Below are 14,836 nucleotides of genomic sequence, written 5' to 3'. Positions count from 1 at the left end.
GCAGGGCCCCGCACCGGTGCGGGGCCCTGCGTCATTTCGGTGTGGAGACCGGCAGCGAGTGGCACGGCTGGGCCGGCGGCGGCCGACGGGCCGGCCGGCGCACCAGCAGGGCGGCGATGACTGCGCCGGCCAACAGCAGACCGGCGCACCAGAGCAGCGAGCCACGGTAGGCGGCGGTGAGTTCGGCGGGTTGTTCGTACCCGGTGCCGGTGAGCCCGACAAGCAACGGCAGGGCAGCCACCGCGAGAAGCCCACCGACCCGCGAGGCGGCGTTGTTGAAGCCGCTTGCCACGCCCGCGAAACGGTCCTCGACGGCGGCCAGCACCGAGGCGGTCAGCGGCGCCACGACCAGGGTCAATCCGGCCCCGAAGATCGCCACCCCGGGTAGCACCTGCCGCCAGTACGACGCCCCCGGCTCGACCTCGCGCAGCATCAGCAGCCCGACGGCGGCCAGCACCGGTCCGACGGTCAGCGGCAACCGGGGCCCGATCCTCGTCGACAGCGCACCGGTGAGCGGCGAGCCGACCAGCAGCAGCAGCGTCATCGGCAGCAACGCGAGGCCGGTGAGCAGGGCCGACCAGCCGATCACGTTCTGCAGGTACACGGCGATGAAGAAGGTGAAGCCGCCGAGGGCGGCGTAGACCAGCACGGTGAAGAGGTTCAGCACCGAGAACAACCGGCTGCCGAACAGGCCGGTGGGCAGCATCGCGGTGTCCCCACGACGCCGCTCCAGGAATATGAACGCGACCGCGGCGGCCACCCCGGTCACGGCCGCCGCCACCACCGCCGGCGAGTGCAGACCCCGACCGGGCGCGTCGACGAGCGCGTACGTGACGCCGGCCAGGGCGAGTGCGCCGAGCAGCGCGCCGGCCACGTCGAACTGACGAGCACCCCGTTTCCGGGACGCGTTCTCGTCCCGGCTCTCCGGAACCCAGCGGAGCGTCGCCAGCACGACGAGCACCGCCAGCGGCACGTTCAGGAAGAAGATCCACCGCCAGGAGAGCGCATCGATCAGCCAACCGCCGATGAACGGACCGAGCGCGGTGGAGACGCCGGACAGGCCCGACCAGGCTCCGATCGTCTTCGCCCGGTCGTCGGGATGGAAGCTGGCCTGGAGCAACGCCAGCGAGCCCGGGGTGAGCAGGGCACCCCCGGCACCCTGGAGGAACCGCGCCGCCACCAGCCAGTCGGTACGCAGAGCCAACCCGCAGAGTATGGAAGCCGCGGTGAACCAGACGACGCCGAGCAGGAAGATCCGTCGACGTCCGAAGCGGTCACCGAGCGCCCCACCGAGCAGGACGAACGCGGCAAGGGTCAACAGGTAGCCGTTGATGGTCCACTGGAGACCCGACACCGACGCGTCGAGTTCGGCACCGAGGCGGGGCAGCGCCACGTTGACCACGGTGCTGTCCAGGAAGACCATGCCGGAGGCGAGCACGGCGGCGGCCAGGGTGCCCCGGCCGGCGTTGCTGCGCAGACGGAGAGCGGACGAGGGTTCGGCCATGGTTACCAATCTGCCGTGCACCATCCGTCAGACACCACGAAACGCCGAAACCCTGGCCGGGTACTGTGCGGGATCGCCGGAAGCCCGCAAGCTGGAGAGGTGTCGTCTGTGCGTACCAGATCAGGATCGCGCGCCCTGGGGGCGCTGGCGCTCGTCGCGGCGCTGACCCTCGGCGCGGCCGGCTGCGTCCCGCTTGAGGAGGAGCCGGTCACGCGGCCGAGCGGCGGCGGCAACATCAACCAGATGCTCTCCGAGCTGACCGTCGCCGAGGCGGGATCGATGCGCGGCTACAGCCGCAACCGCTTCTCGCACTGGCGCAAGACCGGCCAGAACTGCGATGTCCGGGACACCGTGCTGGAACGCGACGGCAAGGACATCGAGCACTCCGGCTGCAACGTGGTCGGTGGGCGGTGGGAGAGCGTCTACGACGGACGTAGCTTCACCGACCCCTCCGACGTGGACATCGACCACATGGTCCCGCTTGCCAACGCCTGGCGCTCCGGCGCCGACGAATGGGACGACTCGAAGCGCAGCGACTTCGCCAACGACCTCGACCGGCCGCAGCTCTTTGCGGTTTCCGCGTCCTCCAACCGGGCAAAGGGTGACCAGGACCCGTCTCAGTGGAAGCCATCAAACCGGTCATACTGGTGTCAATATGCCGGGGACTGGGTGGCGGTGAAGCACCACTGGCAGCTGACGGTGACAAGTGCCGAGCAGGCCGAGCTGGCCGACATGTTGGAGGGCTGCACATGGGAGAGCAAGCCGTAACCGGCGCCGACGGTGCCCCGGCGCCCGAGCGCGCGCCGGACCCCGGCGGTGAGGACGCGGCGGCCGCCACCGGCAGCCCCGGCCCGGCCACCGCCGGGATGACCGCCGACGGTGCCGCCGCGGGCGCGGTGGAGGTGCCCGGTGCGGGGATGACCGCCGACGCCGGTGGCGCCACCGGCCCGCAGAGCCGGACCAAGGACATCGTGCCCGGCCCGGGCGGGGTGATGACCGACGAGGTCGGCGTGGTCACCGGGGAGCTGACGCTGCGCACCGACTTCGCCGACGGGCGGGTCAGCCTGCGCGTGCAGTACAAGGACGCCGACGAGTGGTACGCGGTCACCGGCGGCAGCGCGCCGTTGGCCGACGCCGCCGACCTGGACGCGGTGCACGGCATCGCCGTCGGCCTGCTGCACCGTCCGGAGGGCTGATCGCACCGTCGCGGACCTGGTCCGGGCCCCGCAGACGGGGCCCGGACTCACACGAAGGAGCCGGGCTCGGTGGGGGCGGAGACGACTGACGGTTCCTCGCCCTCGCCCGCCGGCCGGACGATCTCCACGCTGACCTTGTGCGGACGCAGCTCACCGCTGGCGATCTGCTCGGCCCAGTGGCAGGCGACCCGGCTGCCGCCGATCTCCCGCAGCTCCGGCCGCTCGTCGGCGCAGCGGGTCGGCTGCGCCCACGGGCACCGGGTGTGGAAGCGACAGCCCGACGGCGGGTTGGCCGGCGAAGGCAGGTCACCGGCGAGCAGGATCCGCTCCCGGCGGTCCTCCACGTCGGGGTCCGGCACCGGCACCGCCGACATCAGCGCCCGGGTGTACGGGTGCAGCGGTTCGGTGTAGAGCCTGTCGCTCGGTGCCTCCTCGACGAGTGCGCCCAGGTACATCACGCCGACGGTGTCGGAGATGTGCCGGACCACCGCGAGGTCGTGCGCGATCACCAGGTAGGTCAGGCCGAGGTCGTCCTGGAGTTCGTCGAGCAGGTTGACCACCTGGGCCTGGATCGACACGTCCAGCGCGGAGACCGGCTCGTCGGCGACGATCAGCTCCGGTCCGAGCACCAGCGCTCGGGCGATACCGATGCGCTGGCGCTGGCCGCCGGAGAACTCGTGCGGGTAGCGGGACAGCGCCCAGCGCGGCAGCCCGACCTTGTCCAGCGTCTCGGCGATGATCTTCCGCCGGCCGTCCCGGTCACCGCCGATGCCGTGCGCCTGGAGACCCTCGGTGAGGATCGACTCGACGTTCTGCCGTGGATCGAGGCTGGACATCGGGTCCTGGAAGATCATCTGCATGCGCCGCCGCATCGTGCGCAGCTTGCCGGGTGCCAGCTTGGTCAGCTCGACCCCGTCGAAGCTGACCTCGCCCGAGGTCGGCGGGTTGAGCTGGAGCAGTGCCCGCCCGAGCGTGGACTTCCCGCAGCCCGACTCGCCGACCAGGCCGTACGTCCGGCCGCGCGCGATGCGCAGGTCCACCCCGTCGACCGCCTTGACGTGGCCGACCGTGCGGTCGAACAGCACTCCCCGCCTGATCGGAAAGTGCACCTTCAGGTCCCGTACCTCGACGAGGATGTCCTCTCCGGTCACGGCGTCTCCTCCTCGCTGGGTGCGCCGGCCAGGCCCGGCACGGCCGGCGGGTCGTCCGGCACCGCCTGCGCGGGTACCGAACCCGGCGTGGCCTGCCCCGGTACCACCTCCCGGACCTCCTCGCCCGGCGTCAGACCCGGCACGGGGGCCGGGTTGACGCAACGGTAGCTGCGCGCGTCGTGGGCCAGCACCAGCTCCGGCGGCTCGCCGACGCAGGCGTCCACCCGCCGGGTGCAGCGCGGGGCGAAGGCGCAGCCGTCCGGCCAGGGCAGCAGGTCACGCACCGAGCCCGGGATCGGGTTGAGCCGTTCGCCGCGCCCCGCGTCCAGGCGCGGCACCGAACCGAGCAACCCCACGGTGTACGGGTGCCGGGGGTGACGGAACAGCGGACGCCGCCGGGCGGTCTCCACCACCCGACCGCCGTAGAGCACGTTGACGGTGTCGCACATGCCGGCCACCACGCCCAGGTCGTGCGTGATCATCACCAGCGCGGTGTCGGACTCCCGGACCAGTTCCTTCAGCAGCTCCAGGATCTGTGCCTGGATGGTGACGTCCAGCGCTGTCGTCGGCTCGTCGGCGATGAGCAGCCGGGGCTGGCAGGCCACCGCCATGGCGATCAGGGCACGCTGGCGCATCCCGCCGGAGAGCTGGTGGGGGTACTCCTTCAGCCGCCGCTTCGGGTCGGGGATGCCGACCCGGTCCAACAGCTGCGCCGCCTCCTTCGCCGCCGCCTCCCCTCGCATCCCGCGGTGCCGGGTCAGCACCTCGGTGACCTGGATGCCGATCGGCACCACCGGGTTCAGCGAGGACAGCGGATCCTGGAAGATCATCGCGATGTCCCGACCCCGGATGTCCCGCCGCGACCGATCGTCGAGCTGGAGCAGGTCGGTGCCGTCGAAGACGGCCTTGCCGGCCACCTGAAGGCCGGGCTGCTTGGGCAGCAGGCCCATGATCGCCAGTGAGGTCACCGACTTGCCGCAGCCGGACTCACCGACCAGGCCGACCACCTCACCCGCGTCGACGGAGAAGGAGACCCCGTCGACGGCCCGCACGGTCCGCTGACCGCGCCGGGCGAAGCTGACGGAAAGATCTTCGACATCAAGCAGTGCCATGCCGCACCGCCCTTTCGTTCACGGCCCCGGAAGTCGCGTACGCCCTGTTCATGCTCGGCACACCTACTTCCGCAGCTTCGGGTCGAGGGCCTCACGCATCGCCTCACCGAGCAGGGTGAAGCCCAGCGCGGTGATGATGATGGCGACCGCCGGATAGATGGCCAGCGCCGGCCGGATGCCGAGCCACTGCTGCGCGTCGGCAAGCATCACGCCCCACTCGGGGGTGGCCGAGTCCGGGTTGCCGAGGCCGAGGTACGACAGCGCGGCGGCCTCGATGATCGCGGTGGCCAGCGTCAGGGTGGCCTGCACGATGACCGGAGCGAGCGAGTTCGGCAGCACGTGAGCAAGCGCGATCTTGGACTTGCGGACGCCGAGCGAGGTGGCCGCCAGCACGTAGTCGCTGTTGGACTGGGCGATCATCGAGCCACGCAGCAGCCGGGCGAAGACCGGCACCGAGACCACACCCACCGCGATCATCACGGTGGTCAGACTCGGCCCGAGCAGCGCGGCGATACTCACCGCGAGCAGCAGGCTGGGCATCGCCAGCAGCATGTCGATGAAGCGCATCAGGATGGTGTCCACCCAGCGGCCCAACCGACCGCCGAGGCCGGCGGCGGCACCGGCGACACCACCGATGAACGCGCCGACGGCCAGACCGATAAGGGTGGCGACCACGCCGACCAGCAGGGTCTGCCGGGCTCCCACGATCATCCGGCTGAAGACGTCCCGGCCCTGGTGGTCGTAGCCGAGCCAGTGCTCGGCCGAGTGCCCGGGGATCAGGCCCTGGCCCACCCGGACCACGCCCTCGCGGATGCCGATGGTGTCCTTCGGGCCGTACGGCACGAAGAACGGGCCGACGACCGCGACCAGCACGAAGATGGTCAGGATCACCGCGCCGACGATGGCTGCCGGGTTGCGCCGCAACCGGCGGAAGGCGTCCTGCCAGAGGCTGACTCCTCGCTCCTCCTCGCGGGCGGCGAGTTCGGCGAGCCGGTCGATCTTCTCGCGCTTCTTGCCACTGATGATCGTCATCGGACCCTCACCCTCGGGTCGATCAGGCTGTAGGAGAGGTCCACGAGCAGGTTCACCAGCACGTAGACCACCGCGATGATCATGATGAAACCCATCAGGACCGGATAGTCGCGCTGATCGATCGCCTGTGCGAGAAAGGCACCGATGCCGCTGAACGCGAAGACGGTCTCGGTGAGCACCGCGCCGGAGAGCAGGCCGCCGGTGAGCAGACCGATCGAGGTCGCCACCGGGAGCATCGCGTTGCGCAGCACGTGCCGACGGCGGACCACGTTCTCGGTCAGCCCCTTAGCCTCGGCGGTGCGGACGAAGTCCTCGTTGAGCACCTCCAGCACGCTGGCCCTGGTGATCCGGACGATGATCGCCAACGGGATGCTGGCCAGCGCCAGGCCGGGCAGCACGAGATGCATGAGCGCGTCGGCGGCGGCGTCCCACTCGCGGGTCATCAGCCCGTCGAGCACGAAGAAGTTGGTGATCCGGGTGGCGCCGATTGTCGGATCCTGCCGGCCGCTGGACGGGAACCAGCCCAGGTTCTCCGAGAAGACCGCCTTGAGGATGTACGCCAGGAAGAAGACCGGAGTGCAGATGCCGATCAGCGAGCCGCCGACGGAGGCGTGGTCGAGGAACCGGCCGCGCCGGCGGGCGGCCAGGTAGCCCAGCGGGATGCCGATGCCGATCGCGATCACCATCGCGGTGATGGTCAGCTCGACGGTGCCGGGGAAGCGTTGCAGGAACTCCGTCGTCACCTCGCGCTTGGTCGAGATGGACGTGCCCAGGTCCAGGCGGATCATCCGCCGGACGAACCGGCCGTACTGGATCAGGATCGGCTCGTCGAGACCGAGATTGCGGCGGATCGCGGCACGCATCTCGGGGGTGCCCCGCTCACCCAGAATGGCGGTCTCAGGGCCTCCGGGCAACCGCCGGAGCCAGATGAACAACAGGATGGAGAGCCCGAACAGCGTGGGTACCAGCTGAAGCAGGCGTCTGACGATGAACCGGAACACGGCGGCCTCGGAAGGGGGCAGGGATCACGGGCGGGCGCTGTGAGTCACAGCGCCCGCCCGCGGTCAGTGCGTCAGATCAGGACTTGAACTCGGCGGTCGAGAACCGCTCGTCGGTGAGCGGGCTCGCCTTGACCCCGGTCACGTCCTTGCCGAACACGATTGCCGGCGGCGAGTGCGAGATCGGCACACCGGGCAGGAAGTTCATGATGTCGGCGTTCAGTTCCTTGTAGAGCGCCACCTTCGCCGCCTGGTCCGGGGTGGTGTCCGCCTGCCGGAACTTGTCGAACAGGGCCTTGTTGTTGAAGCCCCACTCGTCCTTCTGCCGGTCGAAGAACGTGCCGATGAAGTTGTAGCCGTCGCCGTAGTCGCCGGTCCACCCGAGGAAGTGCAGGTCGTGCGCGGTACCGGAGGTGGTGGCGTTGAGGTAGTCCGGGCTCCACTTCAGCGGGATCGGCTCGATCTTGATGCCAGCCGCCTGGAGGTCCGCCGAGACCAGCTCGAACAGGTCCTTCGGGTTGGGCATGTAGGGCCGGGTGACCTCGGTCGGGTAGTGGAACCGCAGGGTCAGGTCCGACGCGCCGGCCTCGGCCAGCAGCGACTTGGCCTTCTCGACGTCGTACTCGTACTTGGTGACGTCGCCGTTCCAGCCCTCGACCGTGTCGGGGAAGAAGTTCACCGCGACCTGGGCGCCCGGGGGCAGCTTCGAGTCGACAAGCGCCTGCCGGTTGATCGCGTGGGCGAGCGCCTGCCGGACCTTCAGGTCGGCCAGCTTCGGGTTCCCCTTCTGGTTGATGGCCAGGTAGAGGATGTTGAAGGCGGGCCGGGTCAGGAGGTTGAAGCCCTCGTCCTTGAGCGGCTGGACGTCGGCCGGGCCGACCAGGTCGTAGCCCTGGATGCCGCCGGAACGCAGCTCCTGCTTACGCGCGTTCTCGTCCGAGATGGTCTTGAAGATCAGGCTCTTGAGCTTGGCCTTGTCGCCCCAGTAGTCCTCGTTCCGCTCCAGGGTCAGCGTCTTGTTCGGGACGTCCCAGGCCTTGAACTTGAACGGACCGGTACCGGTCGGGTGCTCGGTCGCGTACACCGGGTACTTGATGTCGTCCGCGCTGCCCGAGACGTTGCTGGCGTCGTACTCCTGGAGCGCCTTCGGGCTGTGCATGGAGAAGGACGGCAGCATCAGGGCGGCCGGGATCTTGCTGGAGACCCGGCTGAAGGTCAGCGCAACAGTCGTGGGGTCGGTCGCGGAGCAGGACTTGAAGAGGCTCTCACCGAGGGTGTCGTCCTCGTTGGCGGCGAAGCCGCCCATGACGTCCTGCCAGTACGCGGTCACGTCCGGGCTCTGCATGAGGCCCTTGGCGTTGTACCAGCGGTCGAAGTTGACGCAGACAGCCTCGGCGTTGAAGTCGGTGCCGTCGTGGAACTTCACACCGGAGCGCAGCTTGAACGTCCACGTGGTGCCCGCGGCGTCCGGCTCCCAGGACTCGGCGAGACCGGGGCTGACCTTGGTGCCACCCTCCTCCGGGCGGACCAGCGTCTCGAACACCTGGCGGGCCACGCGCAGCGACTCACCGTCACTGGCGAAGCTGGGGTCGAGCACCTTCGGGTCGCCGGCGACGCCGAAGACCAGGGTGTCCTTGCTACTACCGCTGGAACCTTCGCGGTCGCTCTCGGCACAGCCTGCAACCGCGAGGGCCGCGGCCGCCACGGCCGCGATAGCGACCTTCGGCCTGGATGCACGCATGGTGCTTCACCTCGTCCTTGGGGGTACGGACAACGTGGTGACAGGGTCACCGATGGGCGTGACCTTAGCTCCCGTTCGGACCGGCGGGAAACGGCGCGGGAAGCTCTTGGTACCGGATCGTGTCCTTACTGCCTGGCCCAGGTGAGACGGGCCAGCAGGCCCACGGACATAACCCCTCAATAGCCCCATACAATCGATATCATTCTGTTACATCAATCGGGCGGTCCCTAACGCCGGTGTCATACCGTCGGCCGGCGCCTCTCACGGTGTTGGCGGCAGCGGGCAGGAGGGCAGACGCACCAGATCAAAGCCGCCATCAGGGCCGCCCAACGCCCGGAAATCGAGTCGGTGGCACAGCTGCAGCAATCCGTCCGGCCATGGACCGTAGGCCTCGGTCGACTCGACGACCAACGACAGCTCCGGCTCCCGGCGGATCTCCCGGACATCCACTCCCTGCTCGGCCGCCAGGGTGCGCAACCGGTCGTCGGACGTCCGGGCCCCGGCGGCGACCACCGCCTCGGCGTAGCGACCGGCCCGCTGGTCCAGTTCCTGCTCGGCGGTCGCCACGCCGTCCCGTCGGGCCTCCCGGAACTCCCGCAGCTCCGCCCTGAGGCACAACCAGCCGGCAAGCACCCCGACGACGAGCAACGCCGCCAGCACCGACGGCGTCCACGGCCGGTCGTCCCGCTCCTGCCGCACGCCGCCCTCCCCTGCGCCGCGACATCACCGTCCGCCCGTGGCGGGTCGTCACACGGCCCGGCGGCCCTCGAAGGCCCGGCCCAGGGTGATCTCGTCGGCGTACTCCAGGTCGCCACCGACCGGCAGCCCACTGGCCAGCCGGGTCACGGCGATCCCCATCGGCTTCACCATCAGGGCGAGATAGGTGGCGGTCGCCTCGCCCTCGGTGTTCGGATCGGTGGCCAGGATCAACTCGCGGATCGCTCCGCCACCGAGACGGGTCATCAGCTCGCGGATGCGCAGATTGTCCGGCCCGATGCCTTCCAGCGGATTGATCGCACCGCCGAGAACGTGGTACCGACCGCGGAACTCACCGGTCCGCTCGATCGCCACCACGTCCTTCGGCTCCTCGACCACGCAGATCACCTCGTCGGTGCGGCGCGGGTCGCGGCAGATCCGGCACGTGTCGGACTCGGCGACGTTGTAGCAGCTGGTGCAGAACCGCACCAGCTCCTTGACCTTGCGCAGCGCGCCGGCCAGCCGGTTGACATCGGCCGGGTCGGCGGACAACACGTGAAAGGCGATCCGCTGGGCGCTCTTGGGGCCCACGCCCGGCAGCCGTCCCAGCTCGTCGATCAGATCCTGGATGGCACCCTCGTACATCTGCGGGCTCAGAACCCGGGCAGGCCGAGGCCGCCCATCCCGCCCGCGACCGGGCCCATCTTCTGCTCGGTCAGCTCGCGGGCCGCCTCGGTGGCGTTGTGCAGCGCGGCGACGACCAGATCCTCAAGGGTCTCCACGTCGTCCGGGTCGACGGCCTTCGGGTCGATCTTGATGCTCTTCACCTCGCCGGAACCGGTGACGACCGCGGTCACCAGACCACCGCCGGCGGTGCCGGTCACCTCGGCCTCGGCCAGCTCGGCCTGCGCCTTGGCGATCTGCTGCTGCATCTTCTGCGCCTGCTTCAGCATCTGCTGCATGTTCGGCTGTCCACCAGGCCGCACGATGACTCCCTCAACTCGCCTACCCTGCCGCCGCCCACCCTAACGCCCCCACCGACCCACCCCCCGCGCCGCACCCACCCCCCGCCCCTCCCTCCCCCTGCCCCTCCCCCTGTCCCGCCGATCTTGCACTTCTGGTCGCCCTTATGCCGCTTTCGATCGCATTTACGGGGACGAAAACTGCAAGATCGCGGCGAACGGGGTGGGGTGGGGGGTGGGGGTGGGGTTAGTCGGTGAGTTTTTCGACGGTGCCGAAGGCGTCGCGGAGGAGGCGTACGGCCTGTTCCTCGCTCGACTCGCGGGCGGTCTTCTCGTCGATGATCTCGTCGAGTGGCTCGTCACCCGGGTCGAAGCCCTCGTAGGCGGGAGTGGCGGGCGGTTGAGCAGCGCCGGGACGTCCCGCGCCACCGCGCAACGGGCCGTCGAAATCCGGGTCGTACGGCGGCTCACCGGCGAACTCCACGTCCGCGGTCTGCCGGCCCCTCTGACCGGTACGCGGACCCCGGCCGGCCGCCGCCGCCCGAGCCGCCGCGATCGCACTGCTCACCGGTGCGCCACCGGGGCGACCGGGTCTGCCGTTACCGTTCGTCGCCGCCGTCTGCCGGGGCGCGACGTTCACCGCCGCACCCGAGGCGGCGTTCACCGCCCCACCCGAGGCGGCGTTGGTCGTCCTACCCGAGGCGTTGCCAGCCGCCCCACCCGAGACGGCGCTCGTCGCGCCACCCGGCGCAAGGTCCGCCCCACCCGAGGTAACGCCCGCCGCCCCACCCGAGGCATTGCCCATCACGCCACCCGGCGCAAGGTCCACCCCACCCGAGGTAGCACGCACTGCCCCGCCCGAGGCGGTGCTCGTCGGGTCACCCGGGTTGGTGCTCGCCGCCCGGCCCGGTGCGGCGGCAGATGAGCCGTGCTGCGGGTTCGCACCGCGGCCCGCCGGGAGGCCAGGCGCGGTTGATCCGTCCGCCGAGGTGTGCGGCGCAGCCGTCCGAGGTGCGCTGGACGGGTCCGCCCCGGCCTCGACGGCCAAGCCGCCCGGGCGGGCCGGCTCCGGCCACTCGTCGTCGGACGTGCCGTCGGCGGCGGACGAGGTCGGGGCACTGCCACCAGGGCGGGCCGGCTCCGGCCACTCGTCGTCATCGGTAACGGTGGCAGCCGCGTCACCCGGCCGGTCGGTGTCGGAGGTGGCAGCCGGCCGATCGGTGTCGGAGGTGCCACCGGAGCGGCCTCGGTCAGCTCCGGGCGTCGGCGCTCCCGGACCGGCGACGGCCGGTGGGAGGGCGGGGCCGGCAGCGGGTACGCCACGGGCCGAGCCGGGCGACACTCCGCCCCGCTCGCCCGCCACCTCGCAGCGGATCTGCCAGCGCCCACCCAACTCCTCGTAGAGCGCGTCGGTGAGCACCTGCGCGTGGTCGGACATCATCCGGGCCAGCACCGCGGACTTCACGGTCAGCACGAGGGTGTCCCCGTCGAGGTCACGGACCACCGCGTCGCGCATCAGCGCGGCGATCCGCTTGTTGCTCCGGTTGACCTTGCCCACCACTTCCGGCCAGACCCGGCGCACCGCCACCGCGTCCAGTACGCCGGGGCTCACCGCGCCGGGGCGAGGCGGCTCCGGGGTCGCCGGATCGGGCATGACGGCCGACTGCGGCACGGGTCGCCGGGGCGTGGCCGCACCGTCTGCCGCACCGTCCTGGGTGCCACCCGACCATCCCGGACGACCGTCACCGGGGCCGGCGGCCGGACCGTCAGCGGTCCCGTTCATGCCGGCGCGGCGACCGGCGTCGGCCCCACCCCCGGCTGCGGTACCGCCCGTCCCCGACCCGGCCGTCGGGGCCACACCGGCACGACCGGCGTTCTGAGTCGTGCCATCGGGACCTTCCGATGACCCGACACGACCGACACCCGACGTCACACCGTCACGACCGGCGCTCTCGGTCACGCCGTCGGGACCGGTCGACGCGTGGTGACCAGAGGAATGGCCGTTGCCGCGTTCGGCTGACGGGGACGCGTTGCCGCGACCGGAAGGCGGGACGGCGCTCGACGAGGTGGCGGTAGCCGGCGCGGCAGCGCCGGTCCCGGCCCGGTTCGCGGCGGCAGCCGCGGGCGCGGCGGGAGGCTGGGTGCGTACCGCCGAGGGGTTGGGGGTGGGCGCGGAGCCGGCGGTGGCCGGCGGCGCGTCGGTGCCGGCCAGGGTGAGCCGTCGCTCCATGCGTTCGAGGCGCTGGAGCAGGCCGCCGGTGGCGTCGTCGACGCCCGGCAGCAGCATCCGGGCGCAGATCAGCTCCAGCAGCAGCCGGGGCGCGGTGGTGCCGCGCATCTCCACCAGGCCGTCGTGCACGATGTCGGCGCAGCGGGACAGGGTGCCCGGACCGAGCTGTTGGGCCTGGGCGGCCATCCGCTCGATCTGGTCGTCCGGCCCGTCGATGAGCCCCTTGGTCACCGCGTCGGGGACCTGCTGGAGCACGATCAGATCGCGGAGCCGTTCCAGCAGGTCGGCGGCGAACCGGCGGGGATCGTGCCCGGCCTCGGCGACCCGGTCGACTGTGGCGAACGCGGCGGCGCCGTCCCCGGCGGCGAGGGCGTCGCACATCTCGTCGATGAGCGCCGCGTCGGTGACGCCGAGCAGTGCGGCGGCCCGGGCGTAGGTCACCCCGTCGGGGCCGGCACCGGCGATGAGCTGGTCGAGTACGGAGAGACTGTCCCGGGCGCTGCCGCCGCCGGCCCGCACGACGAGCGGGAACACCGCCGGTTCGACAGGCACCCCCTCGGCCTGGGTGAGCTGCTCCAGGTACGGCCGGAGCACCTTCGGTGGGATCAGCCGGAACGGGTAGTGGTGGGTCCGCGACTTGATGGTGCCGAGGACCTTCTCCGGCTCGGTGGTGGCGAAGATGAACTTGACGTACTCCGGGGGTTCCTCGACCAGCTTGAGCAGCGCGTTGAAACCGGCCGACGAGACCATGTGCGCCTCGTCGATGACGTAGATCTTGAATCGGCTGTTGGCCGGCGCGAAGAACGCCTTCTCCCGCAGCTCACGGGCGTCGTCCACGCCACCGTGGCTGGCCGCGTCGATCTCGATGACGTCGATCGAGCCTGCCCCGTCCCCGGACAGCGAGCGACACGAGTCGCAGGTGCCGCAGGGCTCCGGGGTGGGGCCGTGTTCGCAGTTGAGCGAGCGGGCCAGGATGCGGGCGCTTGAGGTTTTCCCGCAGCCGCGTGGACCGGAGAAGAGGTACGCGTGGTTGAGCCGCCCGCTGCGCAGCGCCTGCGACAACGGCTCGGTGACGTGCTCCTGCCCGATGACCTCGGCGAAGGTACGCGGCCGGTACTTGCGGTAGAGCGCCAGTGCCACGGCGTCCCGCCTCCTCTCGACCGAGCCATTCTGCGCCGCCCCGCCCCGCCTGACCACCCACCCCGCCGGGCCGCCCCGGGTGGCCCGCCCGGATCGCGGCATGTCGGGCCGGTGGGGTGATCCACTCGGGCCCCGCCGCGCCGCTGGCTGGCCCACTCGGCGTGCGGGCCGCAGGTGATCCACTCCGGTTGCGGCATCTCGCGGTCTCCACCGACCGGGAAACCCCCAGATGCCGTAACTGGAGAACGCCGGGGCGCGCCGGAGACAGAAAGGCCCCCCGTGCACCCGGCAGAGCTCGCTTATCCTTGCTGCCTTCCGGCCCTGGGGAGGTTCACGAGATACCGCCGCACGGGAGGTGCCCCAAGCCTACCCGACCGGCCGTGGATCTTCAGGGGGTGGTGGGGTGGGAAGCCCGGCGCGGACCTGTATCCTGGCTCGCGGAGGATTCGCCTAGAGGCCTAGGGCGCACGCTTGGAAAGCGTGTTGGGTTAACACCCTCACGAGTTCGAATCTCGTATCCTCCGCTCACCTGAGCAGCACGAACGACAGGGCCGGCCCGAACGGGACCGGCCCTGAGTCGTCTCGGCAGGCACGGTCGACGTCACCTGTCGCAACGCGACCTGCTCCTCGGAGCAACGACGAGGCCGACAGGCGGACATCAGTCGATCCGCAGCACCAAGGCGACGACCACTGCGGAGGCGATGACGGCCAGCAGAATCCGTGCCATCCGCAGGCCTCGCCACCACGGCAGCACCCACAGCAGCAGCCAGAGCGCGGCGAATGACAGGACATGCCCGGCCACGATGCCGAGAACGCGTTCCTCGCATCCGTTGACGGCCCGCACCGGGTCGCACACCGATGGGTACGCCTGACCGTCGTCGGCCAGCAGCGCCGTGCAGCAGGCCACCAACGGAGCCCCCGCGAGCGTGTACAGCGGCGTCAGGACGTAACCCGTCAGATCACGGTGGCGGTCCAACCGACCGCGGCGCTGCGGCTCGGTGCTTTCAGCCTCCGACATGGCGGGAACGATAGAGCGACAGACGGTGATGCGTTGCCCCACAGCGCCCGGGACGC

Annotated in this window: 13 protein-coding genes, 1 tRNA gene and 1 other RNA gene; 3 read left to right on the top strand and 12 right to left on the bottom strand. The window is 70.8% G+C overall.

Annotated features, from left to right (window positions below):
- Positions 1 to 31: 31 nt before the first annotated feature.
- Positions 32 to 1,504, bottom strand: coding sequence for an MFS transporter (locus CLT74_RS23540; RefSeq protein WP_099848917.1), 1,473 nt, complete (start codon positions 1,502 to 1,504; stop codon positions 32 to 34).
- A 108-nt stretch (positions 1,505 to 1,612) separates the two neighbouring features.
- On the opposite strand from CLT74_RS23540, the gene CLT74_RS23535 reads away from it, so the two are divergent.
- Both CLT74_RS23535 and CLT74_RS23530 read left to right on the top strand, forming a co-directional pair.
- Positions 1,613 to 2,272: an HNH endonuclease family protein gene (locus CLT74_RS23535; protein WP_099848915.1), complete on the top strand. Its 660-nt coding sequence runs from the start codon at positions 1,613 to 1,615 to the stop codon at positions 2,270 to 2,272.
- A complete protein-coding gene (locus CLT74_RS23530; protein ID WP_099848913.1) occupies positions 2,254 to 2,700 on the top strand; it encodes a hypothetical protein in 447 nt (148 codons plus the stop codon). The genes CLT74_RS23535 and CLT74_RS23530 overlap by 19 nt, the downstream gene beginning before the upstream one ends.
- 47 nt (positions 2,701 to 2,747) lie before the next feature.
- On the opposite strand, the gene CLT74_RS23525 is transcribed toward CLT74_RS23530, so the two are convergent.
- The 10 genes from CLT74_RS23525 to ffs all read right to left on the bottom strand — a co-directional run bounded on the left by CLT74_RS23525 (position 2,748) and on the right by ffs (position 14,120).
- Positions 2,748 to 3,851, bottom strand: coding sequence for an oligopeptide/dipeptide ABC transporter ATP-binding protein (locus CLT74_RS23525; protein ID WP_099848911.1), 1,104 nt, complete (start codon positions 3,849 to 3,851; stop codon positions 2,748 to 2,750).
- A complete protein-coding gene (locus CLT74_RS23520; RefSeq protein ID WP_099848909.1) occupies positions 3,848 to 4,963 on the bottom strand; it encodes an ABC transporter ATP-binding protein in 1,116 nt (371 codons plus the stop codon). The genes CLT74_RS23525 and CLT74_RS23520 overlap by 4 nt, the downstream gene beginning before the upstream one ends.
- Positions 4,964 to 5,026: 63 nt before the next feature.
- Complete coding sequence (locus CLT74_RS23515) at positions 5,027 to 5,995, bottom strand: ABC transporter permease (RefSeq protein WP_099848907.1); 969 nt, start codon at positions 5,993 to 5,995, stop codon at positions 5,027 to 5,029.
- A complete protein-coding gene (locus tag CLT74_RS23510) occupies positions 5,992 to 6,996 on the bottom strand; it encodes an ABC transporter permease (RefSeq protein WP_099848905.1) in 1,005 nt (334 codons plus the stop codon). The genes CLT74_RS23515 and CLT74_RS23510 overlap by 4 nt, the downstream gene beginning before the upstream one ends.
- Before the next feature lie 76 nt (positions 6,997 to 7,072).
- The gene (locus CLT74_RS23505; protein ID WP_099848903.1) at positions 7,073 to 8,734 is read right to left on the bottom strand and encodes an ABC transporter substrate-binding protein; all 1,662 of its coding nucleotides are present in this window, start codon (positions 8,732 to 8,734) and stop codon (positions 7,073 to 7,075) included.
- Between the two features lie 261 nt (positions 8,735 to 8,995).
- Complete coding sequence (locus tag CLT74_RS23500; protein ID WP_099848901.1) at positions 8,996 to 9,433, bottom strand: hypothetical protein; 438 nt, start codon at positions 9,431 to 9,433, stop codon at positions 8,996 to 8,998.
- A gap of 48 nt (positions 9,434 to 9,481) precedes the next feature.
- On the bottom strand, positions 9,482 to 10,075 hold the full coding sequence (gene recR, locus CLT74_RS23495) for a recombination mediator RecR (RefSeq protein WP_099848899.1): 594 nt from the start codon (positions 10,073 to 10,075) through the stop codon (positions 9,482 to 9,484).
- An 8-nt stretch (positions 10,076 to 10,083) separates the two neighbouring features.
- Positions 10,084 to 10,392 carry a YbaB/EbfC family nucleoid-associated protein gene (locus CLT74_RS23490; protein ID WP_247674451.1) on the bottom strand — a complete coding sequence of 103 codons (309 nt, stop codon included), beginning with the start codon at positions 10,390 to 10,392 and terminating at the stop codon, positions 10,084 to 10,086.
- A gap of 247 nt (positions 10,393 to 10,639) precedes the next feature.
- Entirely contained in the window at positions 10,640 to 13,762 is a 3,123-nt protein-coding gene (locus CLT74_RS23485; protein WP_099848895.1) for a DNA polymerase III subunit gamma and tau, read from the bottom strand.
- 268 nt (positions 13,763 to 14,030) lie between these two features.
- Positions 14,031 to 14,120: signal recognition particle sRNA small type (gene ffs, locus CLT74_RS23480), an RNA gene on the bottom strand.
- Positions 14,121 to 14,201: 81 nt separating this feature from the next.
- On the opposite strand from ffs, the gene CLT74_RS23475 reads away from it, so the two are divergent.
- A tRNA-Ser gene (locus CLT74_RS23475) sits at positions 14,202 to 14,286 on the top strand.
- 134 nt (positions 14,287 to 14,420) lie between these two features.
- On the opposite strand, the gene CLT74_RS23470 is transcribed toward CLT74_RS23475, so the two are convergent.
- Positions 14,421 to 14,780, bottom strand: coding sequence for a hypothetical protein (locus CLT74_RS23470; protein ID WP_099848893.1), 360 nt, complete (start codon positions 14,778 to 14,780; stop codon positions 14,421 to 14,423).
- Positions 14,781 to 14,836: the final 56 nt, after the last annotated feature.

The sequence above is a fragment of the Verrucosispora sp. CNZ293 genome, from assembly GCF_002754655.1.
The sequence above is the reverse complement of the archived record's forward strand: the minus strand, read 5'-3'. Positions and strand labels throughout refer to the sequence as shown.

Bases quoted from the DNA above. Each gene is read 5' to 3' on its own strand.
- CLT74_RS23540 (WP_099848917.1), bottom strand. From the start codon at position 1,504: ATGGCCGAACCCTCGTCCGCTCTCCGTCTGCGCAGCAACGCCGGCCGG.
- CLT74_RS23530 (WP_099848913.1), top strand. From the start codon at position 2,254: ATGGGAGAGCAAGCCGTAACCGGCGCCGACGGTGCCCCGGCGCCCGAG.
- CLT74_RS23520 (WP_099848909.1), bottom strand. From the start codon at position 4,963: ATGGCACTGCTTGATGTCGAAGATCTTTCCGTCAGCTTCGCCCGGCGC.
- CLT74_RS23515 (WP_099848907.1), bottom strand. From the start codon at position 5,995: ATGACGATCATCAGTGGCAAGAAGCGCGAGAAGATCGACCGGCTCGCC.
- CLT74_RS23505 (WP_099848903.1), bottom strand. From the start codon at position 8,734: ATGCGTGCATCCAGGCCGAAGGTCGCTATCGCGGCCGTGGCGGCCGCG.
- recR (WP_099848899.1), bottom strand. From the start codon at position 10,075: ATGTACGAGGGTGCCATCCAGGATCTGATCGACGAGCTGGGACGGCTG.
- CLT74_RS23490 (WP_247674451.1), bottom strand. From the start codon at position 10,392: ATGCAGCAGATGCTGAAGCAGGCGCAGAAGATGCAGCAGCAGATCGCC.
- CLT74_RS23470 (WP_099848893.1), bottom strand. From the start codon at position 14,780: ATGTCGGAGGCTGAAAGCACCGAGCCGCAGCGCCGCGGTCGGTTGGAC.